This window comes from Rhizobium lentis (genome assembly GCF_017352135.1).
GTDB classification, from domain to species: Bacteria; Pseudomonadota; Alphaproteobacteria; order Rhizobiales; family Rhizobiaceae; genus Rhizobium; species Rhizobium lentis.
In genome coordinates this window covers 1,085,565-1,109,078 of the sequence record NZ_CP071454.1, presented here as the reverse complement: position 1 = coordinate 1,109,078, position 23,514 = coordinate 1,085,565, and the positions used below count along the sequence as shown (strand labels likewise).

21 protein-coding genes, 1 other RNA gene and 1 pseudogene are annotated in these 23,514 nt (G+C 61.7%); 10 read left to right on the top strand and 13 right to left on the bottom strand.

The window, feature by feature from the left end:
* The first annotated feature begins 139 nt into the window (after nt 1-139).
* Nucleotides 140-304 carry a hypothetical protein gene (locus J0663_RS05385; RefSeq protein ID WP_207243418.1) on the top strand — a complete coding sequence of 55 codons (165 nt, stop codon included), beginning with the start codon at nt 140-142 and terminating at the stop codon, nt 302-304.
* Between the two features lie 21 nt (nt 305-325).
* Here J0663_RS05385 and J0663_RS05380 read toward each other — a convergent pair whose 3' ends face one another.
* The 8 genes from J0663_RS05380 to tkt all read right to left on the bottom strand — a co-directional run bounded on the left by J0663_RS05380 (nt 326) and on the right by tkt (nt 10,344).
* Entirely contained in the window at nt 326-1,249 is a 924-nt protein-coding gene (locus J0663_RS05380) for a PhzF family phenazine biosynthesis protein (RefSeq protein ID WP_207243417.1), read from the bottom strand.
* 396 nt (nt 1,250-1,645) lie between these two features.
* Nucleotides 1,646-2,671: a class I fructose-bisphosphate aldolase gene (locus tag J0663_RS05375; protein WP_207243415.1), complete on the bottom strand. Its 1,026-nt coding sequence runs from the start codon at nt 2,669-2,671 to the stop codon at nt 1,646-1,648.
* A gap of 223 nt (nt 2,672-2,894) precedes the next feature.
* Nucleotides 2,895-4,097: a phosphoglycerate kinase gene (locus J0663_RS05370; protein ID WP_207243414.1), complete on the bottom strand. Its 1,203-nt coding sequence runs from the start codon at nt 4,095-4,097 to the stop codon at nt 2,895-2,897.
* A gap of 70 nt (nt 4,098-4,167) precedes the next feature.
* Nucleotides 4,168-6,042, bottom strand: coding sequence for a potassium/proton antiporter (locus J0663_RS05365; RefSeq protein ID WP_207243412.1), 1,875 nt, complete (start codon nt 6,040-6,042; stop codon nt 4,168-4,170).
* Nucleotides 6,043-6,487: 445 nt separating this feature from the next.
* Complete coding sequence (locus tag J0663_RS05360) at nt 6,488-6,667, bottom strand: hypothetical protein (protein WP_207243410.1); 180 nt, start codon at nt 6,665-6,667, stop codon at nt 6,488-6,490.
* Between the two features lie 166 nt (nt 6,668-6,833).
* Nucleotides 6,834-7,148 (bottom strand): hypothetical protein, encoded by a 315-nt coding sequence (locus J0663_RS05355; RefSeq protein ID WP_207243409.1) that lies wholly within the window; start codon nt 7,146-7,148, stop codon nt 6,834-6,836.
* 130 nt (nt 7,149-7,278) lie between these two features.
* On the bottom strand, nt 7,279-8,289 hold the full coding sequence (gene gap / locus J0663_RS05350) for a type I glyceraldehyde-3-phosphate dehydrogenase (RefSeq protein ID WP_207243407.1): 1,011 nt from the start codon (nt 8,287-8,289) through the stop codon (nt 7,279-7,281).
* Between the two features lie 81 nt (nt 8,290-8,370).
* Nucleotides 8,371-10,344 carry a transketolase gene (tkt, locus tag J0663_RS05345; protein ID WP_207243405.1) on the bottom strand — a complete coding sequence of 658 codons (1,974 nt, stop codon included), beginning with the start codon at nt 10,342-10,344 and terminating at the stop codon, nt 8,371-8,373.
* Between the two features lie 333 nt (nt 10,345-10,677).
* Between tkt and J0663_RS05340 the strand changes: the two genes are divergently transcribed.
* The 3 genes from J0663_RS05340 (at nt 10,678) to ssrS (ending at nt 11,575) form a co-directional block, all read left to right on the top strand.
* The gene (locus tag J0663_RS05340; protein ID WP_207244442.1) at nt 10,678-10,953 is read left to right on the top strand and encodes a DUF4164 domain-containing protein; all 276 of its coding nucleotides are present in this window, start codon (nt 10,678-10,680) and stop codon (nt 10,951-10,953) included.
* A gap of 16 nt (nt 10,954-10,969) precedes the next feature.
* Nucleotides 10,970-11,347 carry a cell division protein ZapA gene (locus J0663_RS05335; protein ID WP_004673378.1) on the top strand — a complete coding sequence of 126 codons (378 nt, stop codon included), beginning with the start codon at nt 10,970-10,972 and terminating at the stop codon, nt 11,345-11,347.
* Nucleotides 11,348-11,416: 69 nt separating this feature from the next.
* Nucleotides 11,417-11,575, top strand: a non-coding RNA gene (ssrS, locus tag J0663_RS05330) — 6S RNA.
* Between the two features lie 63 nt (nt 11,576-11,638).
* Here the strand turns inward: ssrS and J0663_RS05325 are convergent.
* The 4 genes and pseudogenes from J0663_RS05325 to J0663_RS05310 all read right to left on the bottom strand — a co-directional run.
* Nucleotides 11,639-11,867: pseudogene (locus J0663_RS05325) on the bottom strand (hypothetical protein); the annotation flags it as partial.
* A gap of 116 nt (nt 11,868-11,983) precedes the next feature.
* Nucleotides 11,984-12,967 carry an NAD-dependent epimerase/dehydratase family protein gene (locus J0663_RS05320; protein WP_207243404.1) on the bottom strand — a complete coding sequence of 328 codons (984 nt, stop codon included), beginning with the start codon at nt 12,965-12,967 and terminating at the stop codon, nt 11,984-11,986.
* A gap of 68 nt (nt 12,968-13,035) precedes the next feature.
* Nucleotides 13,036-13,602 (bottom strand): helix-turn-helix transcriptional regulator, encoded by a 567-nt coding sequence (locus J0663_RS05315; RefSeq protein WP_207243402.1) that lies wholly within the window; start codon nt 13,600-13,602, stop codon nt 13,036-13,038.
* A 65-nt stretch (nt 13,603-13,667) separates the two neighbouring features.
* Nucleotides 13,668-14,000, bottom strand: a complete 333-nt coding sequence (locus tag J0663_RS05310) for an ArsR/SmtB family transcription factor (protein ID WP_207243401.1) — start codon at nt 13,998-14,000, stop codon at nt 13,668-13,670.
* Between the two features lie 56 nt (nt 14,001-14,056).
* Here J0663_RS05310 and J0663_RS05305 point away from each other — a divergent pair, with 56 nt between their 5' ends.
* The 6 genes from J0663_RS05305 (at nt 14,057) to J0663_RS05280 (ending at nt 22,702) form a co-directional block, all read left to right on the top strand.
* Nucleotides 14,057-14,539, top strand: a complete 483-nt coding sequence (locus J0663_RS05305) for an SRPBCC domain-containing protein (RefSeq protein ID WP_207243399.1) — start codon at nt 14,057-14,059, stop codon at nt 14,537-14,539.
* An 11-nt stretch (nt 14,540-14,550) separates the two neighbouring features.
* The gene (locus J0663_RS05300; protein WP_207243398.1) at nt 14,551-14,907 is read left to right on the top strand and encodes a VOC family protein; all 357 of its coding nucleotides are present in this window, start codon (nt 14,551-14,553) and stop codon (nt 14,905-14,907) included.
* A gap of 241 nt (nt 14,908-15,148) precedes the next feature.
* The gene (gene gnd / locus J0663_RS05295; protein ID WP_207243397.1) at nt 15,149-16,180 is read left to right on the top strand and encodes a phosphogluconate dehydrogenase (NAD(+)-dependent, decarboxylating); all 1,032 of its coding nucleotides are present in this window, start codon (nt 15,149-15,151) and stop codon (nt 16,178-16,180) included.
* 204 nt (nt 16,181-16,384) lie between these two features.
* On the top strand, nt 16,385-18,499 hold the full coding sequence (locus J0663_RS05290; RefSeq protein WP_207243395.1) for a mechanosensitive ion channel family protein: 2,115 nt from the start codon (nt 16,385-16,387) through the stop codon (nt 18,497-18,499).
* 220 nt (nt 18,500-18,719) lie between these two features.
* Nucleotides 18,720-21,323 (top strand): bifunctional lysylphosphatidylglycerol flippase/synthetase MprF, encoded by a 2,604-nt coding sequence (gene mprF / locus J0663_RS05285; RefSeq protein ID WP_207244441.1) that lies wholly within the window; start codon nt 18,720-18,722, stop codon nt 21,321-21,323.
* Nucleotides 21,320-22,702 carry a virulence factor family protein gene (locus tag J0663_RS05280; protein WP_207243393.1) on the top strand — a complete coding sequence of 461 codons (1,383 nt, stop codon included), beginning with the start codon at nt 21,320-21,322 and terminating at the stop codon, nt 22,700-22,702. Before mprF ends, J0663_RS05280 begins: the two co-directional genes overlap by 4 nt.
* Before the next feature lie 202 nt (nt 22,703-22,904).
* Here J0663_RS05280 and J0663_RS05275 read toward each other — a convergent pair whose 3' ends face one another.
* Nucleotides 22,905-23,468: a DinB family protein gene (locus tag J0663_RS05275; protein WP_207243392.1), complete on the bottom strand. Its 564-nt coding sequence runs from the start codon at nt 23,466-23,468 to the stop codon at nt 22,905-22,907.
* Between the last annotated feature and the right edge of the window lie 46 nt (nt 23,469-23,514).

Below are 23,514 nucleotides of genomic sequence, written 5' to 3'. Positions count from 1 at the left end.
CATAAGGCACGACCTGCGTCAGCCCAGCCTCAAGATGATTGATTGTGTCCCGGAATGTCTTTACGGCGTGTCGAGATCCTCTTGTTCGCGCGGAAAAATGTCCGTCCTGTGACATTCCGAAAAATGGAAAAAATAAAGCATGACAAAGCTGATAGCCTTGCTGCTCATCCTTGCCATGGCGATACAGCTGATCAAGCCGCTCGGGCTTCCGGGTCTCAGGCGGCGGATGGATTTCTGGAAGATCGCGCTGATCGCCTTCGGCGTCTGGGCCGTGGCGCTGCTGTCGCGCGACTTCCTGACGTGAGCCGTGGACTGCGTCTACTTGTCAGTCATGCAGGGTAATTTCTCCGCGCATGACAGGAACGCAGCTGCCGGAGATCATGACATCGGTGACGACGCCGCCCGCTTTCACGACATCGAGGGCGATGATGCTGCGGCGGCCCATTTCGACGCCCTGTTCGATGGTGATGCCGACATTCATGTCGGCGTCCGGCGCAAGCGAAACGATATAGGCGGCAAGCGCTGCCGAAGCGCTGCCGGTCGCCGGGTCCTCGGGCACGTTGTCGAGCGGCGCGAACATGCGGGCACGGATATGCCAGGGGTTTTCGGACGTCCTGACATAGACGAAGAGCGAGAAGTCGTGGCCGCTCGTCGTCTGGCGGCCGGCGGCTGCCTGGAAGCCGGCGAGATTCGGTCGGGCAGCAGCCAGCGCGCCAAGCCCGTTCAGTTCCGCGACGGCGAAGTTCAGGCCGACGGAGGCAAAGACCGGGGCGTGGCTGGTCGTGGCGATGACGCCGGGGTCGAGCGAGATGCACCCGGCGATGGTTTCCCTGGTGATGGTATCGCCAATCGTCAGCGGCTGCGGCGCACGGATGGCAGCTGACGTAACCCGTCCGCTGCTGCGGTTCAGGCCGACCTCGACGATGCCCGCCTTTTCCTCGAAGCGCAGCTTCTCGCCGACTGGCTTGCCGAAGATCTCCGCCTGCTGGCCGAGCACAAAGGCGGTGCCGACATTCGGATGCCCGGCGAAGGGTATTTCCATCGTCGGCGTGAAGATGCGCACGCGGGCGGAATTTTCGGGATTTTCCGGCGGCAGGACGAAGGTGACTTCGGAATAGTTGAACTCCGTGGCGATCTTCTGCATCGCCGCGTCGCTAAGGCCTCGCGCATCGGAGATGACGGCAAGCGGATTGCCTTCGAAGCGGCTGGAGGTGAAGACATCGACGGTGACGTAGGAGAGGGTGTTCATGGCGGCTCCTGTTGCGGCTGCCGCTATGAGTAATCACGGTCTTTGACGGGGCGAAGCGGTTTCTTGTCGCCGTGACAATCATGGGGGTGGGTGGCTAGTGTGTTGGGTTGGTTTGTTCCCCCTTCTCCCCAGCGGGGAGAAGGGGCCCGAAGGGTCGGATGAGGGGCCCACACGGCACACCTTATTGCCCTTCGCTTCCGCTCAGTGCCTCGCTCCTATCGTCGCTCGCCCCCTCATCTGCCTGCCGGCATCTTCTCCCCGCTGGGGAGAAGGGACTCGTGGCGCCGCCGCGTTCCTCCCTCACCCGTGACGAGCACAGGAGGAAGCAGAGAGGGATCAGGCAGGAGCCGCAACGTTACGTTTGCGCTCCCTGCCCACAATCCCAAGCCCGAAAGATCAAGCGGCCTTTTCCAGGTCCTTTTTCCAGCTACCCTTGGCGGCGAGGCTGTTCATCTCGGCGCGGTGAGTAAACTCGCGCTGGCCGGCGGCGACATTTTCCGGCTTGCCGTTCCAAGCCTTCAGCGCGCTGTCCTGCAGGGCGCGGCCATAAGAGAAGGTGACGAGCCAAGGAAGGTCGGTGGTGGCATTGATGGCGGAAAGATGCGCGGTCGCCTCTTCGGTCGACTGGCCGCCGGAGAGGAAGGCGATGCCTGGAACCGCTGACGGGACCGTGCGCTTCAGCACCTGCACGGTGCGTTCGGCGACTTCGGCGACCGAGGCCTTGCGGGCGTTCTTGCCGTCGATCACCATGTTCGGCTTGAGGATCATACCCTCGAGGCTGACGCGGGCCTCAGCCAGTTCCTCAAAGACGATGCGCAGCGTGGATTCGGTGACTTCGGCGCAGCGGTCGATGTTGTGATCGCCCGGCTTGCCGTCCATCAGGCATTCCGGCTCGACGATCGGAACGATCTTAGCTTCCTGGCAGAGAGCCGCATAGCGTGCAAGCGCCTGCGCGTTGGCGCGGACCGAGCCGCGGGTCGGCAGCGACGACGAGATGGCGATGACGCCGCGCCACTTGGCGAAGCGGGCGCCCGCCTCATAATAGCGGGCCAGGCGCTCGCCGAGGCCATCGAGGCCCTCGGTGATGGTTTCGCCCGGAAATTTCGCCATCGGCTTAGCGCCGGTATCGACCTTGATGCCGGGAATGGAGCCGGCGGCGCGGATGATATCGACGAAGGGTGTGCCGTCTGCGGCCTTCTGGAAGAGCGTCTCTTCGAAGAGGATGACGCCGGAGATATATTTCTTCATCGCCTCGTCGGAGCGGAAGAGCATCTCGCGATAATCGCGACGGCTGGTTTCGGTCGATTCGAGATTGATCGTGTCGAAGCGCTTCTTGATGGTGGAGGTCGATTCATCGGCCGCAAGCAGTCCCCGGCCGCCTGCTACCATCTGCACTGCAATGTCTTCCAGTCGTTCGCTCATTCGTTCTCTCCACAGCATGAAACATCGGCGGTTTAAGAATATAGGACGGCGATAACAGAAGTTTATAGAGAGGAAAATGGAAGGCTAAGTCATTGAAACGATTGAAATGAATTCAATCGTTTGAAAATTTGGGATTTTTTCCGGCTCGTGAGCAAAAGACCGCGGAAGGCTCCTCGCCGCCGCGGTCTATCCACATGTAAAACCAGTCAAATCCGCTCGGCGGTCACTTGCCGGCGTTAAGGACGGCAACCCCGGGAAGCTCCTTGCCTTCCATCCATTCCAGGAAGGCGCCGCCGGCGGTGGAAACGTAGCTGAACTCGTCGGCAACGCCGGCATGGTTGAGCGCCGAAACGGTATCACCGCCACCGGCAACGGAGGTCAGCTTGCCGGCAGCAGTCCGCTCGGCGGCGTATTTGGCGGCAGCGACCGTTGCGGCATCGAAGGGCTCGATCTCGAAGGCGCCGAGCGGACCGTTCCAGACGAGGGTCGAGGCGCGCTCGATCCAGGCATTGATGGCCTGGACGGATTTCGGGCCGACGTCGAGCACCATGGCATCGGCCGGAATGGCGTTGATGTCGACGATCTCGTTGGCCGCGCCCGCCTTGAATTCACGGGCGACGACGCCGTCTTCCGGCAGAATGATGGCGCAGCCTGATGTCGCGGCCTCGATCATGATCTGCTTTGCGGTATCGGCGAGATCATGTTCGCAAAGCGACTTGCCGACATTGGTGCCGCGGGCGGCGATGAAGGTATTGGCCATGCCGCCGCCGATGACGAGCGCGTCGACCTTCTTCACAAGATTCATCAAGAGGTCGATCTTGGTCGAGACCTTGGCGCCGCCGACAATGGCGACAACCGGGCGGGCGGGGGCGCCGAGACCCTTCTCCAGCGCTTCCAGCTCGGCCTGCATGGTGCGGCCGGCATGGGCCGGCAGATGGTGAGCAAGGCCCTCCGTCGAGGCATGGGCGCGGTGGGCGGCGGAGAAGGCGTCGTTGACATAGATGTCGCCGTTTGCCGCAAGCGCCTTGGTGAAGTCAGGATCGTTCTTTTCTTCGCCCTTATGGAAGCGTGTGTTTTCCAGGAGCAGGATATCGCCGTCATTCATCGCGGAAACCGCAGAGGCCGCGGCCTCGCCGATGCAGTCGGAGGCGGTCCGCACGGCATGATCGAGCACTTCCTCGACAGACGGGGCGATCAGCGACAGCGACAGATCAGGCGAATGGCCGTCTTTCGGTCGGCCGAAATGGGCAAGCAGAATCACCTTGGCGCCCTTGTTGGACAGTTCGAGGATCGTCGGCGCCACGCGCTCGATGCGCGTCGTATCGGTGACCTTGCCGTCCTTGACCGGGACGTTGAGGTCGACGCGAACGAGCACGCGCTTGCCGCTGATATCGGAAAGATCGTCGAGGGTCTTGAAAGATGGCATGGGGAGGATCCAGTCTTGGTTGGCGGAAGTCGCGCCGACCATAGCAAGGATCATTTCAGACGCAAGGCGTTCAGCGGCCGTTTTCGCCTGTGGCTTCCTCGCGCCCGGCGGACGCTTTCGGCGCGCTCTCGGCAGCCGCGGTTTCGCGGTTCCGGCGTCCCTTCAGCCGGTCGCGGATGCGCTGGATGATGTCCTTGAGATTGATGAAGATCGGCAGGGTGATTGCCGGTTCGACGGCTTCCAGCGACATGCCGACGGAGGTGATGTGGTCGTGCTCGTCGAGATCGCGGACGATGAGGATGATCGAGCCGAGGCGGACGCGATCGGCATAGTCGGCCTTGCCGCCGAGGCGCTGCCGCATCAGCTCGGCGATCGTCAGCCCCTTTTCGGATTCGTTGAGCAGGCCTGGCCCATAGGCGGCGTCGAGGTCGGCGGCTGGGCGGGCAGGCGAGAGCGCGAAGGCTCCGAAGAATTCGGCATCGTCCTCATCCACCGGCGCACGGCTGGCAAAAAGGCGGTCGAGCAGGCGGGAATAGCTTGGCACGATGAAGAGATAAACGAGATCGTTTTCCCGCAGCCTTCCTGCATATTGATAGCGCATCGACTTGCCGTCGCGGATGACGAGGGAGGGGGTCGCCCAGCGCGGGATGCGCTCGCCGCGCAGCACCGGGCTGTCCTTTATGACGCGGTAGGAGAGCAGTTCGTGGTTGGCGGCGCCCGGCAAATCGACCTCGACCTTGTCGACGGCGCCGATGCGCGGCGGAATGATCAGGCCGAGCTTCTTGGCGACCGGCTTGATCGTCCAGCCCTGCAGCAGCAGGGAGACCAGCACGATGATGAAGGCGGTGTTGAAAAAGATCTGGCCGTTTTCCAGCCCGCCGAGGATCGGCATGATGGCCAGCAAGATGGAGACAGCGCCGCGCAGGCCGACCCAGGCGACGAAACCGATCTCCTGCTGCGTGTAATCGAAGGGAAGCAGCGACAGCCAGATCGCCAAGGGCCGGGCAATGAAGATCAGGAAGAGGGCAAGCAGGATGGCCGGCACTATGATGACGGGGAATTGCGACGGCGTGGCGAGCAGGCCGAGCACCAGGAACATGATGATCTGCGCGAGCCAGGTCATGCCGTCCTGGAAACGCTTGATGGTGCCGATCGCTTGTATCTTGCGGTTGCCGGCGTAGATGCCTGCGACGTAGACGGCGAGGAAGCCGCTGCCGCCGACCACGCCCGTGAATGAAAAGACGAGCAGGGCGAGCGCCAGCACGAAGATCGGCGTCAGGCCGCGATCGGTATCGAGCTTGCTGACGATCAGCACGATCATCATGCCGCCGAGCAGGCCGAGGATGACGCCGAGCCCCATCTGCTGCACGAACATGGCAAGCATGGCGATATTGATGCCGGCGTAGCGCTCGCCGCTCGCCAAGACCTCAACAAGGGCGATGGTAAGGAAGATCGCCATCGGATCGTTGGTGCCGGATTCGACTTCCAGCGTCGAGCGCACCTTGTCGCGGATGTTGATTCCGCCGATGCGCAGCAGGAAGAAGACGGCGGCGGCATCCGTCGATGCGACGATCGAGCCGAGCAGCAGGCCTTCGAGCCAGGTGAAGTTCAACAGCCACATGGCAGCGACGGCAAAGAGCGAGGCGGTGATCAGAACGCCAACCGAAGCGAGGGTCAATGAAGGCACGGCCGCGAGCCGGAAGGCCTGCATCGGCGTGCCGAAACCGGAATCGAACAGGATGACGGCCAGCGCGATCGAGCCAAGAATATAGGCGAGGTAGTTGTTGCTGAATTCGATGCCGAGGCCATCGACGCCCGCGGCAAGGCCGATCATCAGGAAGAGAAGAAGCAGCGGGGCGCCGAAGCGGAAGGCGAGCAGGCTCGAAAAAGCGGCAAGAAGCACGAGCGCCGTCGCGACCAGCACCACGATATAGAACGCTTCCATGCCCACCCCTTTCCATCGAATGCTGTGCGGATGCGGCTACCCCGGCCGATCCGCCTGTCTCAACCCCTCCACCACGCGTCGATCCATCAGTAAACGGCAAAACGGCAGAGAAGGGTAGGCCTTGCGGCTTAACCTCGTCTCGTGCTGCATCATGCTGCTGAACGGTTGCCGGACGGCCACCGACACGGAAATGCTACGGGAGAAACTCTCTACAAGGAATGTATAAGAAAATCAGGCAAGAGCAGGGCGAAAGACAGGAAGATCGATTTTTCCTGCAGTATCTGCCAGCCGCAACAGGACACGTCCTTCACGCGGCCCGCCCCCGGATTGGAGAGCGGGGAAATGAATGCGGAGATTTTTCGATATCGGGGAGGAAAGGCAGGCCGTCTGCCGAGCGATGGAGCCGGCTGCGGTTTTGTGCCTGATGCGGCGGCCATCGCTACCACTATCCGAACACTGCCTGAACTATGATGACGGCAAGAAACGCAAGACCGATGAAGGCGGCAACCGAGACCACCAGACGATTGGCCTTTGCCAAAACGGCCGGTCTGACGTCCCGCTTGCGGTGAAACCGCTGCCGCCGCTTGAGCGTGATGTGGGACAAGGGTTTTTGCGCCTCTGCCATTTATCGCCTCCGCCTGGATCGTGTCAGCCATTGTGCAGCGTTATGCATTCCTCAGTTTATCACGCCTGGCCAGCGGATTGCCAACCGTGATTCCATCCTTGCGGCCGCACCGGACCGGTCGCTGCGAGATGGCTTTTAAACCCGGAAGACCGACGCAGATCGACTGTCAGTCGTCGGTGTCCTCGCCCTCGTCGGTCAGATCCTCCACCGGGACCAGGAAAACGACGAACTCGTCGTCGATGGTCCTTTCGGGATCGTCGTCGAATTCATAGGCGTGCTCGACTTCGCTTGCCTCCTCGTCGGTCGCCTTGCGCAGGCTGAGCGTCGCCTTGCGGTCCCACAGCGGCTTGCCTTCGGACTCGAGGATGGTCAGGTCGTCGCGAAAATCCTCCGCCTCGAAGAAATGCGTCGCTTCCTCATGGTTTTTCGAGCGAAAGCTGGCGACGGCACGGCCGGCGATTTCAACGGTGAAGTAATCCATCTATCCCTCTTTATCTCCCCGGATGTCGATGCGGTTCCGGGTATAAACGATGCCATGACCGGCTTCGGGTGCCTAGAACAAAAACGGCCCGGTTTCCCGAGCCGCCTTGCGATGTTCAATCATCAGCCGCTCAGATGAGCTTGGCAAGGGCCACGGCCGTGTCCGACATGCGGCTGGAGAAGCCCCACTCGTTGTCGTACCAGGACAGGACGCGCACGAAGTTGCCTTCCATGACCTTGGTCTGATCGGTCGCGAAGATCGAGGAGTGGCTGTCGTGGTTGAAGTCACGGGAGACGAGCGGTTCGTCGGTGTAGCCGAGAATGCCCTTCAGATTGCCGTTCGCAGCAGCCTTGATGGCTTCATTGATTTCGCCGACCGTGGTGGCCTTCTTGGCGACGAACTTGAAGTCGACGACCGAAACGTTCGGGGTCGGAACGCGGATCGACGTGCCGTCGAGCTTGCCTTTCAGATGCGGCAGGACGAGGCCGACAGCCTTGGCAGCACCCGTCGAGGTCGGGATCATGGAGAGGGCGGCCGCGCGGGCGCGATACAGGTCCTTGTGCATCGTGTCGAGCGTTGGCTGGTCGCCGGTGTAGGAGTGGATCGTCGTCATGAAGCCATGGTCGATGCCGACGGCGTCGTCGAGAACCTTGACGACAGGCACCAGGCAGTTGGTGGTGCACGACGCGTTGGAGATGACCGTGTGCTCCTTGGTGAGCTGGTCATGGTTGACGCCGTAGACGACCGTCAGGTCGGCGCCGTCGGCGGGAGCCGAGACGATGACGCGCTTGGCGCCGGCCGCCAGGTGTGCGGCAGCCTTGTCGCGGGCGGTGAAGATGCCGGTGCATTCCATGGCGATGTCAACGCCGAGTTCACGGTGCGGAAGCGTTGCCGGATCCTTGATCGCCGTGACCTTGATCGGCTTGCCGCCACCGACGATGATCGTGTCGCCTTCGACCTTCACTTCGGCCGGGAACTTGCCGTGGATCGAGTCGTAACGCAGCAGGTGGGCGTTGGTCTCGACGGGGCCGAGGTCGTTGACGGCGACGACTTCGATGTCGGTGCGACCGGATTCGACGATAGCGCGAAGGACGTTGCGGCCGATGCGGCCGAAACCGTTGATGGCAACCTTGACTGTCATGTGCATTCACTCCCGATAGAGTAGGGCCCCATAAAGCGGGCCTGGAATTGAGGAGATGGAGAGCGCCTCAAGGCGCCCTCTTTAAAGCTTTGCTTCCGCAGCCGCAACGACGGCGTCAGCGGTAATGCCGAAATGCTTATAGACGTCCTTGACCGGGCCGGAGGCGCCGAAGCCCTTCATGCCGACGAACGTGCCCTCCGGTCCGATGAAGGCGTCCCAGCCTTCGCGAACGGCGGCTTCGACGGCGATCTTTACCGGCGAATTGCCGAGTATGTCCTTGCGGTAAGCGTCGGGCTGCTCGAAGAACAGTTCGGTGCAGGGCACGGACACGACACGCACAGAGACTCCCCTGGCCTCGAGCGTTGCGCGGGCGGCAACGGCGATTTCGACCTCGGAGCCCGAAGCGAAGATCGTCACCCTGGCATCGGCATTGCCGGCGAGCGTATAGGCGCCGAGTTCGCAGAGGTTCTTCTCATTATACTCGGTGCGGACGGTTGTCAGGTTCTGGCGAGTGAGAGCCAGGGCAGACGGACGGTTCTTGCTCTTGATGGCGATCTGCCAGCATTCCGCCGTCTCGACAGCGTCGGCCGGGCGGAAGACCTGCAGGTTCGGAACGGCGCGCAGGCCGGCGATCTGCTCGACCGGCTGGTGGGTCGGACCATCTTCGCCGACGCCGATCGAGTCATGCGTCAGAACGTGGATGACACGAATGCCCATCAGAGCCGAGAGGCGGATCGGCGGGCGGCAATAATCCGAGAAGATCATGAAGCCGCCGCCATAGGGAATGAGGCCGCCATGCAGCGCGATACCGTTCATGGCAGATGCCATGCCGTGCTCACGGATGCCCCAGTGCATGTAACGACCGGCGAAATCCGTCGGCGTGATTGAGTGCATCTGGCTGGTCTTGGTATTGTTCGACGGGGTCAGGTCGGCGGAGCCGCCGAGGGTTTCCGGCAGGAAACCATTGATGATTTCGAGCGCGTCCTCGGATGCCTTGCGGGTTGCGACGGTCGGCTTGGTCTCGGCGAGCTTCTTCTTGTAGTCGTCGATCGCCCTGTCGAAGCCTTCAGGCAGATCGCCTGCGAAACGCCGGGTGAACTCGGCCTTGGCGGGCGAGCTGGCGAGGGTTTCTTCCCATGCCGCGACGAGATTTTCGGAGCGGGCGCCGGCTGCGCGCCATGCATCGAGAACGTCCGAAGGAACGACGAAGGGCTCGTAATCCCAATCTAGCGCCTTGCGGGTGGCGGCGATCTCGTCGGCGCCGAGCGGGCTGCCGTGAACCTTGTGGCTGCCGGCCTTGTTCGGGGCGCCGAAGCCGATGACCGTCTTGCAGGCGATGAAGGTCGGGCGGTCGGACTTGTGTGCGGCCTCGATCGCAGCGGCGATGGCGGCCTGATCGTGGCCGTCGATTTCGATCGTGTTCCAGTGAACCGCCTTGAAGCGGGCGATCTGGTCGGTCGAATCCGACAGCGAGACCGCGCCGTCGATGGTGATCGAGTTGTTATCCCAGAAGAGGATCAGCTTGTTCAGCTTCAGGTGGCCGGCAAGAGCGATCGCCTCATGGCTGATGCCTTCCATCAGGCAGCCGTCGCCGTTGATCACGTAGGTGTAATGGTCCTGCAGGTCCGAACCGAAGTCCTCGCGCAGCTTGCGCTCGGCGATTGCCATGCCGACGGCGTTTGCGATGCCCTGGCCGAGCGGGCCGGTGGTGGTTTCGATGCCGGTGGCGTGGCCATATTCAGGATGGCCGGCGGTCTTCGAGCCGACCTGACGGAACTGCTTCAGGTCCTCGATCGTCATGTCGGGATAACCGGTCAGATACAGCAGCGAATAGAGCAGCATCGAGCCGTGGCCGGCCGACAGCACGAAACGGTCGCGGTTCGGCCAATGCGGCTTCTTTGGGTCGAAGCGCAGATATTTGGTGAACAGAACCGTTGCCACGTCGGCCATGCCCATCGGCATGCCGGGGTGGCCGGAGTTCGCCTTTTCAACGGCGTCCATGGCGAGGAAACGGATCGCATTCGCCATCCGGTCGTTTTGTTCGGGAGAGGTCATGGCTTTTCCGCAAGCTCCGGGTGTCGGGGAGATGGCCTCGAGCCTCCAAGGCCATCGAATGAAAGCGGCTGACACATAGCAGTTGGGGCTGGCGAGTCAATAAATGGCAGGCCAAATCCCAGCGGCCTGCAGCAATTTTTGACATTTGATCGCGTGGCTTTACAAAAGACCAAACTGGCACGGCGGGGCAGCCCAAAACATTCATCCACAGATAGGCAGGCTGCCGGGTGACGGGATTTATTGACGGGCCGTTGGCGAGCTGCATATCCTCTCGAACTCACAAGATCGGCAGATGTGGCCGATTCGCAGGTCCTGCACGGGAATCGGAAAGGCATGATGCCCACAGGCAAAACCATGGAAGCAGCGCTCAACGAGCTCAAGCAGGCGATTTCGAGCCTCGAAAACGCCGTCGACATGCGCATCGAGCGGCAGCGCGAGCAGGATGAGATCGAGGGCGAGGTGCGGCGCGTGCACGCCGATCGTTCCCGGTTAGCCCAGGAACTCGACCAGGCCGAATTCCGGGCCAACCGGCTGGAAGAGGTCAATCGCGAGGTATCGCGGCGGCTCGTGACGGCCATGGAAACGATCCGCGCGGTTCTGGACCGCTGACGAGAAAGAATTCGACATGGCGCAGGTGACGGTAACGATCGACGGTAAGGCCTATCGCATGGCCTGCGAGGAAGGGCAGGAGGATCACCTGACCGATCTCGCCACCCGTTTCGACCGATATGTCGGGCATCTCAAGGGTCAGTTCGGCGAGATCGGCGATCTCAGGATCACCGTCATGGCCGGCATCATGATCATGGATGAGATTGCCGAGCTGACGCGCCGGATCGCGGGACTGGAAAGCGAGCTCGAGTCGCTTCGCGGCAACCGCGACACGGTGCTCGCCGCGACCGCCCGCACCGAGGAAACTCTGGCGGCGGCGCTCGGCGAGGTGTCGAGCCGCATCCGCGGCATTACCGACAAGCTGAATGGCCGCTCCGCTCCCGAACTTAATTGATGTCAATTAAATAGGAGCTGCCTGTCGTCGCCTCTGGCGCGTCGGTGCAAACAACCTTATATATCGCGGTGCGGTCTGCGCCTCTCGACAGGAACCACAATCCCTGGGGCCATACTCGATCCAAAGGGAGCTGTCCCTGTCCGGGCTCGTGGGCCTGGACACACGGTGCCCACCTACGTTTGTAGGCGCCCAGGATCGTAAACATCCATCGGTCGTCGTGGATCGCACCTCTCCTTTCATTGCCGGAAGATGCCGGACCAGCGGCGAACGTGGCTACAGCGCCACGCGTCTTCAGACGCGCAAAGGACGCTGCAGCACGCGCGGTTGCTTCTTCAAACGGGGAAGCGTCACCTGGAAGACCTGGAACATAGTGTCGACGTCGGCGCCGCCGTCAGCCTTGTAGGCGGCGCCCGCCTGGAAGCCATCCTGCGTCAGGAAGTCGTTCGTTGGCGACGAACAGGAAATAGTCCTCCGGCAGGTTCGGGTCGAGGACGCTTGCAAGACCCACGGCTTGCCACTTCCTGCAACGGTCCCCGCCTCGAAAGCTGGACACCGCTTCGAATGACACCCTCGGCCACGAGACCGATTTCTCAGAACGAAACCGGCCCTGGATTCATCTCCATATCCCGGCCGACGCTAATCGACCGGATAAGGTCCTTCGGCGAACAGCTCGTCGTGGTAGCCCTTGGAGCCGACATCGAGCGCCAGTGGGCTTCGCCATTCGCGATGCTCCCGCAGGCAGTCGAGCACGAAGCGGAAATCATAACGCGGCTGCCAGCCAAGTTCCCGTCTTGCGCGTTCGTTGACGTAGACGCGGTCGAGCGTCGGGAACATCTTCCAGCCGCGTTCGGCATAGAGGGCGTTCGCACCTGGAAACAGCCGCTCGACGACAGCGGGCGCGTCTTGCCTGAGCGCGGCGAGATCGTCGGATGAAAACGGCGTCGTGGCCGAGATGACATAGCGGCCGAGGCCGATGGCCGGCGCCTTTTCGAGCGCCAGCAAATGGGCGCCGACGACATCGCTGATATCAACGCGGCGATAAAGAAGCTCGTTGGCCTGGGCATTTTCAGCCGAATAGCTGTTGCGGATGTCGGGATCGTCGTCACTTTCGGGAAAGAAACGCGACGTTCTGAGGATGACAACAGGCAGGCGAAATTTGCGGGCGAAGAGTTCCGCGATCCCTTCGGCGGCGAGCTTCGTGACGCCGTAGATGTTCCTGGCTACAGGAAGCACCTCCTCGGTGACCCATGCCGCGGGTTCGCCGGCAGCCGGCGTCAATGCCGCGCCGAAAGCGCTGGTCGTGCTGGTGAAGACGAAGCTTGCAACGCCGGCGGCGGTAGCCTCTTCAAGCAGGTTCAGCGTGCCGCCGACATTGGTGTCGAGGAAATCGCGATTGCCATGGGTCGCCACATGCGGCTTGTGCAGCGTGGCGGCGTGGATGACGTGGCTGATGCCCGACATAGCCCGCCGAACGAAGTCGCGGTCACCGATCGAGCCGACCATATCGGTAAAAGCCGAGGCCTTGATGTCGATGCCGCGCGCCCACCGGCTCTGCGCTTTCAAGGTGCGCATCAGCGCCTCGCCGAGGTGGCCGGCGCTTCCCGTCACCAATATCGTCATCGCATCGTCTCCAAACCGTTTTTCGCGGCGGAGGCTATAAAGACCGGCAATTGCGGACAACGCATAAATTATGCATGAAGGTGCAGAAAAGCTGCAGGCTCCGTGACTGTCGTGACGAGGCGGCCGGCGCTGCCGTCGGCAAGCATGATCCGCTCCCAGGTGACGCGGCCGGCGGCAATCGGCAGGCGCATATTGTCGTTGGCGCCGGTATCGAAGGTCAGCGACAGCAGCCTGCCCTCGTGCCAGCCGCACTCCTCCAGAGATTGTTCGGCGGCGGCGATCTCGGCGGAGGCGTAGGAAAAAAGAGAGCGGCCGAGAAAAGCGGCGAGCGGTGCGCGCCATTCCGCCTGCCGCGGGCGGGAGGCGGACAGCAGCCGATGGGTGCTGTCGCAGATCAGATGCACAGGTCGGACGGAATCCTCGACCAGCCGCTTCAAGGCCGCATCGGCCGCAGCATGCTGCGGCGAGGCGAAAATCCGTTCCAGCTTGACGGCTTGTTCGGGCGAGGGGGCAAGCTGGCTGCGCTCCCAGCGCGAAACGGTCGCTTGGTTGACGCCGAGGAGTTCGGCGAGATGCTGCTGCTTCATGCTGCGCAGCAGCCGCATGCGGCGTATGCCGGCTCCCGATATCGTCATCTGTCCTACGTCTCAAATTTTTTGCCAGCATAAGGTTTCAGTAGGCCGGGAGACAAGCCGCCCTGTTATTCCGGCTGGCCCTCGAGATCACTTTTCAGCCGGTCGAGGATCGACAGGGCATGGCCGGCATAAGCGCTGATCCAGCGGTCGTGGATATTTTTGATCGGCAGGCTGTTCAGATGGTTCCAGCGCTCCCGGCCTTCCTTCCTGGCAATGACCAGATCGGCGTCTTCAAGCACCTTCAGATGCTGCATCACCGTGCAGCGATCCATCTCCGGAAATGCCTCGCAGAGTGCACCTGTCGTGCGGGGTTCTTGCTTCAGCAGGTCGAGGATTTCGCGACGGCGGCGATGAGCCAGGGCTTTGAAAATGAGGTCGTCGTTCGATTCGCTTGACATGTTATATTTTTATAACATAATTGCAGCAGACACAACGCAGAAGAGGAGGAAGTCGCATGTCCCTCAATATTCGCGTCTCGGGCCGTATCGGCCGCCCGGTGGCTGAAGTCTTCGACGCGGTCGTCAATCCAACGAAGCTGTCGAGCTATTTCACCACAGTCGGCGGCGCGAGCGCGCCTCTGGCGAAGGGCGTGACGGTAACGTGGTGGAAGGATGTGCCCGTCGAAGTGGTCGAGCTGGTGCCCGAGAGCAGGATCGTGCTGCGCTGGGATGGCGCGACGGACGAAGACAAGAGGCCCTACAAGACGCTTGTGGAAATGAATTTCAAGCCGCTCGACGACGGCGGCACCATGGTGACCATCGCCGAAGACGGATGGCGCGACGATGAGCCCGGGCGCCGCGGGACTTACCTGAACATGGAGGGATGGACACAAATGTTCTGCTGCATGAAGGCCTTTGTCGAATATGGCATCAATCTGCGCGACGGCATGTTCCTCAGTGAGATGCGCGGCGAGCAGGCCAAGGCGCAGGAAGGTTGAGGGGAAGCGTCATGAGCGATTTGATCTGGGGCGGCGTCGATGTCGCCATGAAGGTTCCGCCGCATCAGTATGACGCGACAGTTTCCTTTTACCGGGATGTCGTAAAGCTGAGGGAAATCGAAGGAAACGATATTTCCTTTGAACTCGGACCGATCCGACTCTGGATCGATAAGGTTCCGGCTATGAGCCAGGCAGAGCTATGGCTGGAATTCCTGACACCGGATTTCGACCGTGCTGCGGAGCATCTGGAGAAGGCGGATGTTCCGCGTTGCGATCTGATCGAGCCGCTGCCGCCCGGCCTCCGCGGCGGTTGGATCCTCAACCCGGCGGGTATCGTGCATCTGGTTCGGGAGATGGGGCGCGATTAACAGTTCCCTGAAGATCAGCGCGCTGCGCGTGCACCCAGCACATAAAGCCGCCTGATAGGGCGGCTATATGCTTGTTGGAGGTTGGAATTACGCTCTCAAGACGCCAGATTAGCTACAGTGGGGCGTTCGGCCGTGCGCGGTGGCGGTGATCGCATCGCCTTTGCGCCCGAGACTTTGCTTGCCTGTCACGATGCCGGTGTTAGTTTCCGGAATCATATCGATAAATCCCAGGAGATTTCAGATGCAGCTTGGTATGGTCGGTTTGGGCCGCATGGGCAATTACATGGTCCAGCGCCTGATGCGGGGCGGTCACGAATGCGTGGTCTATGACGCCAGGCCGGAAAGCGTTGCCGAGCTCGCAGGTCTCGGCGCGATCGGCAGCGGCTCGCTCGAGGAATTCGTTTCGAAGCTCACGCCTCCGCGTGCGATCTGGCTGATGCTGCCGGCGGCCATCGTCGACAAGGTGCTGGCGAGCCTCGTGCCGCTGCTGCAGAACGGTGACATCGTCATCGATGGCGGCAATTCCTATTATCACGATGATATCCGCCGCGGCGCAGAGCTCATTACCAAGGGCATTCACTATGTTGATGTCGGCACCAGCGGCGGCGTCTTCGGCCTGGAGCGCGGCTATTGCCTGATGATCGGCGGTGAAAAGGGTATCGTCGGGCACCTTTCGCCGATATTCGCAACACTCGCACCCGGAGCTGGCAAGACCGAAGCATCGCCGAACCGCACCGCCGAAGCGGCGGCGGCCAGTACAGCGGAACAGGGGTATCTGCATTGCGGCCCTCATGGCGCCGGTCATTTCGTCAAGATGGTGCATAACGGCATCGAATACGGGTTGATGGCAGCCTATGCCGAGGGCCTCAATATTCTGAAGCACGCCAATATCGGCGCCGCCTCGCATGCGGCCGATGCGGAGACCGCGCCGCTCGCCCATCCCGAACATTTCCAATATGACTTCAATCTGCAGGATGTCGCGGAAGTCTGGCGCCGCGGCAGCGTCATCACCTCCTGGCTGCTCGATCTCACCGCCGATGCGCTGCATACCGACCCCGCACTTTCGAAATATGCCGGCCGCGTTTCCGACAGCGGCGAGGGCCGCTGGACGATCATGGCGGCAATCGACGAAAGCGTGCCAACGCCGGTATTGAGCGCGGCGCTCTATGGCCGCTTCTCCTCGCGCGACAATGACGAGTTCGCCAACAAGGTGCTGTCGGCGATGCGCGCGGGCTTCGGCGGCCACGTGGAAAAGCCGGCTCCGAAATCCTGAAGGCCAACGGCTCACACGCCCTTCCGATAAAGCCATCACCCTGAAACAGCGGGCCCGACCCTTCGTTTCCAGGGGGCAACGTCTGCCCATCCTAGCCATCGATATGGTTTTCCTGCTGCTTGCTGGCGGCAGGGGGCGCGAGTATTCATTGCAAAATGTCGGCGCTGCTTTGTGCAAGCTACCGACATTTCGTTGGAGGCGGTCATGGAGCGTGGCATGGCAGGGGGCTTGAAGACCGTCATATCAGGCATAGTGACATTGCTTGCGCTTTTCTCGGCGGTGTCGCCTGGCTTTTCCCAAACCTCGTCAGCTCAACTGCCGGCCGCGGCAGCTCCGCCAGCGCAGGTGCGTGAGATGATGCAGCTCATGCAGACGCCCGAGGTCAAGCAGTGGATGTCCGCGCAGATGGCGGCAAACCCTGCGGCCGATGCCGCGACCCAAAATCAGATGTCGGTTCTCTCAGGTCTGCTGCAGCATGCCCGCCGGCATGTCTCAATGGTCTCCGACGCCGCGATGACATTGCCCTCGCAGATCGCCAATGCATCCGGGCTGTTTTGGAGTGAAATCGCCGCCAACGGCTTCGCGCGCATGGTGGCGCAATTCCTGGCGATCCTCCTGCTGGGCGCGATCGTCGAGAGTGTTGCCCGCTATGCGTTCCGCCGTCGCCGTCGCCGCCTGGCCGAGATGGCGGGCATGCATCTGACACCGCGCGTCATACCGGCTCTGGTGTTTGCCACGGCAACGATGCTTGCCCTTTTCAGCCTCAGCTGGCCGCCGCTCAGCCAAAGCGTGGCAATCGTCTGCGTCATTGCGCTCATCGTCCAGCGCTTCACGATTTGCGTGGGCGGGGTTCTGGTCGATCTCATCGGCTTGGCGCGCGCCGACGAAGAACAGCAGGGTGTCACCGTTCCGACCATGCCCGGACGTGCGGTCGCGCTCTTCTGGTACCGCCGCTGCGCAACTTTCGTCATCTATTTTAGTTTTGGCTGGGCGGCCATCCAATCCATGGAGCCGCTCGGCTTTTCCCCGAGCGCCCGGCTCTTCGTGGGCTACATCCTCGGCATCGGCCTGCTGCTGATAGCCGTCGAGGCGGTCTGGTCGCGGCCCCACAAGGACGAGAAGCGCGGTCACGGGATTTCCTGGGCGCTCACCGTCTATTTCCTGCTGCTCTGGGGGCTCTGGGTCACGGGCTTCAATTGGCTGCTCTGGCTCGGGATCTATATGCTGATGCTGCCGCGGGTGCTCGCCGTGTCGACGATCGCGGTGAAATCGTTGCGGCAAACCGAGGCGAGCTTTCTTGCGACGCGCCGCATTGCCACTGTACTGCTCGACCGCGGTGTGCGGGCGCTAATCATCGCCTTTGCCGCCATCTGGCTTGGTCAATTGCTTGGCGTCGGTGCCGACACGATGGCCGCCGGCGACAAGATGGTCGATAAGATCGCACGCGGCGTCATTGGTGGGATTGTCATCCTGCTTGCGGCTGATCTGCTCTGGCACGTCGTCAAAGCCTATATTGACGGCAAGCTGCTGGATTCTCCCCTGGATGGTACAGCGACGGACGAGGAGAAGGCCAAACACGCGCGGATCCAGACGCTGCTGCCGATCTTCCGCAATATCCTTGCCGTGGTCATCGCCGTGATCGCGGTTCTCATGGTGCTCTCCGGCCTCGGCATCGAGATCGGGCCGCTGATTGCCGGCGCCGGCGTCGTCGGCGTCGCGGTCGGCTTCGGCGCGCAGACGATCGTCAAGGATGTCATCAGCGGCATGTTCTATTTGTGGGACGACGCCTTTCGTGTCGGCGAATATATCGAAAGCGGCAGCCACAAGGGCGTCGTCGAAGCCTTCAGCCTGCGCTCGGTGAAGCTCAGGCATCATCGCGGGCCGCTGACGACGGTGCCGTTCGGCGAACTTGGCGCGGTGAAGAACTTGAATCGCGATTGGACGATCGACAAGATCAGCCTGAACGTCAAATACGACACCGATCTCGTCAAAGCGAAGAAGGTGATCAAACAGATTGGCCAGACACTCCTCGAAAACCCGGAATTCGCTCCGCACATCATCGAGACGCTGAAGATGAAGGGTGTCGAGCAGTTCGGCGAATTCGCGATCGAGATCCGCCTGTCGATGATGACCAAGCCCGGCGAACAATTCGTCATCCGCCGCAATGCGCTGGCGATGATCCGCAATGCCTTCAGCGAAAACGGCATCGAATTCGCCGTGCCGACGGTGCAGGTGGCCGGCGACCGCGGCGCCGAGCTCGATGCGGCCGTGGCGCGTTATGCCGAGCATGCACGGGCCGGCGGGGAACCGGCCGCATAAGGACTGCCCGCAAATCTACGTCATGGTGGCAAGGTCTTCCAAAGCTTACGAAAATGAAATGCGGCGTTATGTCCGCCTGCGCAAAATCGCCCCAATTGAGGATGATGGAGGCAAGGCGGCGGGGCTGGGGTAACGGCGGCATGGCTTCATGGAGCTTATATGCCTGGCATGTTACGTCTGTCGAAACGATTCCCGCCAAGTTGAAATGCGCAGGTACGAGATGTCGGGGCACGGCAATTTGGAAGAAATGAAGGAGACGGACGATTTTTCCGTCCGTGGGCTTTTCAGACGTTACAGGACGCCGCTGACGGCAGCCGCGACACTTGTGGTCTTCTGTCTCGTTGGCTACGCGATCATGAAGCTCACCAACGAGGTACGTTATGACGATGTCGTCGGTGCGCTTGCGGCGACCAGGCCGAGTGCGATGCTGCTTGCGCTACTTTTCACGGCCCTCAGTTTCCTCTCGCTGGTCTTTTACGACCTAAACGCCATCGAATATATCGGCAAGAAGCTGCCCTTTCCGCATGTGGCGCTGACGGCGTTCAGCGCCTATGCTGTCGGCAATACCGCCGGCTTCGGCGCGCTTTCGGGCGGCGCGATCCGCTATCGCGCCTATACGCGCCTCGGGCTCTCGCCAGAAGATATCGGCCGTATCATTGCCTTCGTCACGCTCTCCTTCGGCCTCGGTCTCGCGGCTGTCGCGTCGATCGCCCTGATCATCATCGCCAGCGAGATCGGGCCGCTGATCGGCGTCAGCGCATTCCTCCTGCGGCTGATTGCCGGCTCGATCATCGCCATTCTAGGGGCCATGATGATCATCGGCCGCGAGGGCCGCGTGCTCCATCTGGGCGCCGTGGCAATCCGTCTGCCGGATTCGCGAACCTGGTCGCGTCAGTTCCTCGTCACTGCCTTCGATATCGCCGCCTCCGCGTCGGTGCTCTACGTGCTCCTGCCGCAGACGGCGATCGGTTGGCCGGCCTTCCTCGCCGTCTACGCGATCGCTGTCGGTCTCGGCGTGCTCAGCCACGTTCCGGCTGGACTCGGCGTGTTCGAGACCGTGATCATCGCCTCGCTCGGCAGCGCGGTGAATATCGATGCGGTGTTGGGATCGCTGGTGCTCTACCGGCTGATCTACCATGTATTGCCGCTGCTGATCGCCGTGCTCGCGGTGTCGGCGGCGGAACTGCGCCGTTTTGTCGACCATCCGGCCGCCTCCAGTGTCCGGCGCATCGGTGGGCGGCTGATGCCGCAGCTGCTTTCGGCGCTTGCGCTGCTGCTCGGCGTCATGCTGGTGTTTTCGAGTGTTACGCCGACGCCGGACCAGAACCTCGAGTTCCTCTCCACCTATCTGCCGCTGCCGCTGGTCGAAGGCGCCCATTTCCTCTCCAGCCTGCTCGGGCTCGCGCTCGTCGTCGCCGCCCGCGGACTCGGCCAGCGGCTTGACGGCGCCTGGTGGGTTGCCGTGTTCTCGGCTCTCGCCGCCCTAACCTTGTCGCTCTTGAAGGCAATCGCGCTCGTTGAAGCCGCGTTTCTCGCTTTCCTCATTTTCGGCCTCTTCGTCAGCCGTCGGCTTTTCACCCGTCACGCCTCGCTGCTCAACCAGGCGATGACGGCCTCCTGGCTGATGGCGATTGCCGTCATTGTCGTCGGCGCCGTCGTCATCCTGCTCTTCGTCTATCGCGACGTCGAATACAGCAACGAACTCTGGTGGCAGTTCGAATTCACCGCCGAGGCGCCGCGAGGCTTACGCGCCTTGCTCGGCATCACCATCATCTCCTCGGCGATCGCCATTTTCAGCCTGCTCCGGCCGGCGGCCTTCCGGCCGGAACCGGCGACGGAGGAGGCGCTGGCGCGTGCCGTCGAGATCGTCTCGAAGCAGGGCAATGCCGACGCCAATCTGGTCCGCATGGGCGACAAGAGCATCATGTTTTCGGAAAAAGGCGACGCCTTCATCATGTATGGCCGGCAAGGCCGCTCGTGGATCGCGCTGTTCGACCCGGTCGGCGATCATCGCGCCGTGCCGGAACTCGTCTGGTGCTTCGTCGAAGCGGCGCGCGCGGCCGGCTGCCGCGCGGTCTTCTACCAGATCTCGCCGGCACTGCTTTCCCATTGCGCCGATGCCGGCCTGCGCGCCTTCAAGCTCGGCGAGTTGGCGGTGGCCGATCTCCGGACCTTCGAAATGAAGGGCGGCAAATGGGCGAACCTTCGCCAGACGGCGAGCCGGGCCCAGCGTGACGGGCTGGAGTTCGCCGTCGTCGAACCCGAGAACGTGGGCGGGATCATGGACGATCTCGCCGCCGTTTCCATCGCTTGGCTCGAACATCACAATGCCAAGGAAAAGGGCTTCTCGCTCGGTTCCTTCGATCCCGATTACGTCTCCTCGCAACCGGTCGGCATCCTGAAGAAGGACGGCAAGATCGTCGCTTTCGCCAACATCCTCGTCACCGAATCCAGGGAGGAGGGCACGATCGATCTCATGCGCTTCTCGCCGGACGCGCCGAAGGGCTCGATGGATTTTCTTTTCGTGCAGATCATGGAATATCTGCGCGGGCAGGGTTTCACTCACTTCAATCTCGGCATGGCGCCCCTCTCCGGCATGTCGAAACGCGAGGCGGCGCCCGTCTGGGACCGCATCGGCAGCACCGTCTTCGAGCACGGCGAGCGCTTTTATAACTTCAAGGGCCTTCGGGCATTTAAATCCAAGTTTCATCCGCACTGGCAACCGCGCTATCTTGCGGTCTCCGGAGGAGGCAATCCGATGATCGCGTTGATGGACGCGACATTTCTGATCGGGGGCGGACTGAAAGGGGTAGTGAGAAAATGATCAGGACGATCCTTCTTGCCACGGCATGCGCCTGCCTGCTTGCCGCTGCACCGGCGCGCGCCGCCGAGGAGACCACCCAGAGCTTCGAAACCGGGCTCATCCCGTCGCCGCACATCTTCCTGCCGGAAGGCGAGGTCAAAGGCACGGTGATGCTAATCTCGGATGCCGCCGGCTGGGGCGATTATGAGAAGGCCGAGGCCGACAGGCTGGTCGCCGAAGGCGCCGTCGTCATCGGCGTCGACTTTCCTTCCTATATCCAGTCGCTCAGCCGCTACGATGTCAGCCTCAACGATGGCTGCATCTATATGGTCTCGGATATCGAATCGCTCAGCCAGCAGGTGCAGCGCGCGACCGGCAACAATGCCTACCACCTGCCGATCGTCGCAGGCATCGGCGAGGGCGGGGCCTTGGCGCTGGCGATTGCCGCACAGACCCCGGACGCGACGATCGGGCAGACGCTTGCCGTCAATCCCATGGCCGGCATTCCGCTCACCAAGGAGCTTTGCACGCCGGCTTCCAAGCAGGTGGTCGGCGAACGCACCTTGTATGGCCTCAGCGATGGCGCCCTGCCGGATCCTATCATTTCCATCTTCACGCCCGATGCCGACAAGAACGGCCGGGCGCATACCGAGGCGCTGAAGAAGGCGCATCCGGCGGTCGAGATCCGTGACACCACCGACGATGCGCAGACGGTATTTGCCGATACGCTCGACGATCTTGTCACCGCTTCGGGCGCCTTCGGTAATCCGCTCGGCCTGCCGCTGGCGGTGCTCGAGGCGACGCCGGCCTTCGACACGATGGCGGTGATTTATTCCGGCGATGGCGGCTGGCGCGATATCGACAAGGAGGTCGGCGGCACGCTGCAGAAGGAAGGCATTCCCGTCGTTGGCGTCGATTCGCTCCATTATTTCTGGTCGGAACGCAAGCCGGAGGAGACGGCGAGCGATCTTTCGAAGATCATCGATTTTTACCGCAAGCAGTGGAAGGTAAAGCACGTGTTGCTCGTCGGCTACTCCTTCGGCGCCGACGTCCTGCCCGCGACCTACCAGCTCCTCAAGCCGGCCGAGAAGTCCGCAGTGGTGCAGTTGTCGCTGCTGTCGCTCTCGCACCAAGTCGACTACGTCATCTCCGTTCTCGGCTGGCTCGGCCAGAAGACCGAAGGGGCGGGTGGCGATCCCGTCGCCGATTTGAAGAATGTCGATCCGAAGCTCGTGCAGTGTATCTACGGCAAGGATGACGACGACGATGTCGCTTGTCCGGCTCTTAGGGATAGCGGTGCCGAAGTGGTCGAACTGCCCGGCGACCATCATTTCGACGAGAATTACGACCTTCTCACCAAATCGATCATCGATGGGCTGAAGAGACGGCTGCAGGACTAAAGTATGTAGCGAACTTTCAGATTCGCTTTATTACGCTGTAGGTCTTTGTTTTTCCGGATGTCTTTATCGCAATACCGCTGCACATTTTCGCGAGACATGCCCTAGAGCAATTCCAGCAAAAGTGTGTAACGGTTTTGCGTCCGGAATTGCGTGAAAACAAAGAGATAGAGCATCTCCGTGATTCGAAGAAAACGGAAATGCACTAACGCATCAGCCTTTCTTCACTCCAGCCTAGTTCGGCGAGTTCCTTGCCGCGAAACCGCGCATCGTCGGCGACGATGAATTCGTCGAGCTGCGGCGGGGCGACGCTCGTGCCGGCAAGCATCGCATGGACCTGGCCGCGATGATGGGTCTGGTGCTGGAAGAGGTGGGCGAGCACGTCTTCCATCCGCTCTTCCTGGATGCGGTCGCCGCGATGGAGAATGACCGTCGAAATCAGCCTTTCCGGCGTCAGGGCTTCGCAAAGTGCGATCAGGCGCTGATCGACCTTCGCCTGCGCATGCGTCAGCGACTCGACGTCGTCGAAGGGTTCGTCGACCTCAAAGGCGCGGACCCCGAGCGTGCCGCCTTCCATGCCATCGACATAGAACCAGTCGACGGTGATGATGTGGTTCAGGGTTTCCTTGATCGAGGGAAAGAAGCTTGTGCGCGACGCTTCAAATTCGCCGGGCTTCAGTGTCGCGCAGGCGTGAAGCAGGCGGTGGTTGGCAAGCGCGTTGTTATAGGCGAGCTTGCGATAGGCCCTGACGGGATCGAAGGTCGACATCGGCGGCTTTCCTCTTCAGGTACTGCGGAATGTTTGCGTCATAGTC

Excerpts from the sequence above, each read along its gene's own strand:
- J0663_RS05385 (WP_207243418.1), top strand. The coding sequence starts at position 140 with ATGACAAAGCTGATAGCCTTGCTGCTCATCCTTGCCATGGCGATACAG.
- J0663_RS05380 (WP_207243417.1), bottom strand. The coding sequence starts at position 1,249 with ATGAACACCCTCTCCTACGTCACCGTCGATGTCTTCACCTCCAGCCGC.
- J0663_RS05375 (WP_207243415.1), bottom strand. The coding sequence starts at position 2,671 with ATGAGCGAACGACTGGAAGACATTGCAGTGCAGATGGTAGCAGGCGGC.
- J0663_RS05370 (WP_207243414.1), bottom strand. The coding sequence starts at position 4,097 with ATGCCATCTTTCAAGACCCTCGACGATCTTTCCGATATCAGCGGCAAG.
- J0663_RS05365 (WP_207243412.1), bottom strand. The coding sequence starts at position 6,042 with ATGGAAGCGTTCTATATCGTGGTGCTGGTCGCGACGGCGCTCGTGCTT.
- J0663_RS05360 (WP_207243410.1), bottom strand. The coding sequence starts at position 6,667 with ATGGCAGAGGCGCAAAAACCCTTGTCCCACATCACGCTCAAGCGGCGG.
- J0663_RS05355 (WP_207243409.1), bottom strand. The coding sequence starts at position 7,148 with ATGGATTACTTCACCGTTGAAATCGCCGGCCGTGCCGTCGCCAGCTTT.
- gap (WP_207243407.1), bottom strand. The coding sequence starts at position 8,289 with ATGACAGTCAAGGTTGCCATCAACGGTTTCGGCCGCATCGGCCGCAAC.
- tkt (WP_207243405.1), bottom strand. The coding sequence starts at position 10,344 with ATGACCTCTCCCGAACAAAACGACCGGATGGCGAATGCGATCCGTTTC.
- J0663_RS05340 (WP_207244442.1), top strand. The coding sequence starts at position 10,678 with ATGATGCCCACAGGCAAAACCATGGAAGCAGCGCTCAACGAGCTCAAG.
- J0663_RS05335 (WP_004673378.1), top strand. The coding sequence starts at position 10,970 with ATGGCGCAGGTGACGGTAACGATCGACGGTAAGGCCTATCGCATGGCC.
- J0663_RS05320 (WP_207243404.1), bottom strand. The coding sequence starts at position 12,967 with ATGACGATATTGGTGACGGGAAGCGCCGGCCACCTCGGCGAGGCGCTG.
- J0663_RS05315 (WP_207243402.1), bottom strand. The coding sequence starts at position 13,602 with ATGACGATATCGGGAGCCGGCATACGCCGCATGCGGCTGCTGCGCAGC.
- J0663_RS05310 (WP_207243401.1), bottom strand. The coding sequence starts at position 14,000 with ATGTCAAGCGAATCGAACGACGACCTCATTTTCAAAGCCCTGGCTCAT.
- J0663_RS05305 (WP_207243399.1), top strand. The coding sequence starts at position 14,057 with ATGTCCCTCAATATTCGCGTCTCGGGCCGTATCGGCCGCCCGGTGGCT.
- J0663_RS05300 (WP_207243398.1), top strand. The coding sequence starts at position 14,551 with ATGAGCGATTTGATCTGGGGCGGCGTCGATGTCGCCATGAAGGTTCCG.
- gnd (WP_207243397.1), top strand. The coding sequence starts at position 15,149 with ATGCAGCTTGGTATGGTCGGTTTGGGCCGCATGGGCAATTACATGGTC.
- J0663_RS05290 (WP_207243395.1), top strand. The coding sequence starts at position 16,385 with ATGGAGCGTGGCATGGCAGGGGGCTTGAAGACCGTCATATCAGGCATA.
- mprF (WP_207244441.1), top strand. The coding sequence starts at position 18,720 with ATGTCGGGGCACGGCAATTTGGAAGAAATGAAGGAGACGGACGATTTT.
- J0663_RS05280 (WP_207243393.1), top strand. The coding sequence starts at position 21,320 with ATGATCAGGACGATCCTTCTTGCCACGGCATGCGCCTGCCTGCTTGCC.
- J0663_RS05275 (WP_207243392.1), bottom strand. The coding sequence starts at position 23,468 with ATGTCGACCTTCGATCCCGTCAGGGCCTATCGCAAGCTCGCCTATAAC.